The organism is Vibrio sp. 03_296, from assembly GCF_002265885.1.
Genome location: NZ_NPKW01000808.1, coordinates 1 through 976 on the forward strand (window position 1 = coordinate 1; position 976 = coordinate 976).

Here is a 976-nt window from a genome sequence, read left to right on the forward strand (position 1 = left end):
TTCTTGAAGATGGCGTTAGAGGCGCTGTTACGGTTAACGCAMGCCAAAACCGTTGCAGGTGAGTCACTGACTGAACAAACCGCAGTAGCAGTAATACCGACAGTACCAGCCACGCCGCCTGTAGTGACAATGTTCACTGCTGCAGCAAGTTTAGACATTGCGTCGCGAAAATCCTGTTGTAGAGACATAGTAATTCCTTATTCTTGTTGAGTACTGACTTATCGTTTTATTTATCTATTTGCTTTGTAGCTGGGATAATAATGCAAAAAAAGCCTGCTCAGGAATGAATAGACAACTTGTAGTAATCWACTTGCACTTTTCGTGAGCAATTAGAGATAGGGAAATGAGTAAGAAAGAGATTCTAATCCAAGCAATTCTAGGCTCGCTGTTTATGGCATTGATGATGTCTGGGGTGATATCACTGAGTAAAGTCGGGCTAAATCTGCACTGGTTGAGTGCGTGGCGAGATTCGTTCTTTGTCGCTTGGCCTGTCGCGTTCGCTCTTAACCTTACTGTGATGCCAAAAATTCAGCCGACYYGCCCACTGGCTGGCTTTGTTAGGTGAAAATAAACCGACCGCCGATTGAGGATCACAGATTAAAAATAGGCATAGAGGAACGGTCGATACCCCTTGCCAGCGATAAAGCTGATAAGAGGTATCTAGGTTTATTGAGCTTAGAAAAGCACCCTATTTATTGATGTTTACGACYTGCAGCAGGCTGTTTTCGAGTAGCCCTTCTAGGCCAAACTCCACGCCAAAGCCAGACATCTTGCAGCCGCCAAATGGCGCGTGAGGCAAAACTTCCGCATGGCCGTTGATCCACACCGAACCACATTCCAACTTGGAGGCTAACTCGCTCGCTTGCTCAACATCCCCCCAAATTGAGCCACCCAAGCCCACTTCGACGCTGTTCGCTGCCGCTACTGCATCCGCGACTAGTTGAATACTTAATCACTGGCAATACAGGGCCAAACT

2 protein-coding genes and 1 pseudogene are annotated in these 976 nt (G+C 46.9%); 1 reads left to right on the forward strand and 2 read right to left on the reverse strand.

Annotation, left to right across the window (positions count from 1 at the left end; translation table 11 throughout):
- Positions 1 to 188: flavin reductase (locus CIK04_RS28030; RefSeq protein ID WP_176463458.1), on the reverse strand; the 188-nt coding region annotated here is incomplete at its 3' end.
- A 155-nt stretch (positions 189 to 343) separates the two neighbouring features.
- On the opposite strand from CIK04_RS28030, the pseudogene CIK04_RS28035 reads away from it, so the two are divergent.
- Positions 344 to 587 (forward strand): annotated as a pseudogene (locus CIK04_RS28035) (DUF2798 domain-containing protein).
- A gap of 101 nt (positions 588 to 688) precedes the next feature.
- On the opposite strand, the gene CIK04_RS28040 reads toward CIK04_RS28035, so the two are convergent.
- On the reverse strand, positions 689 to 895 hold the full coding sequence (locus CIK04_RS28040; protein ID WP_325205932.1) for an aldehyde dehydrogenase family protein: 207 nt from the start codon (positions 893 to 895) through the stop codon (positions 689 to 691).
- Positions 896 to 976: the final 81 nt, after the last annotated feature.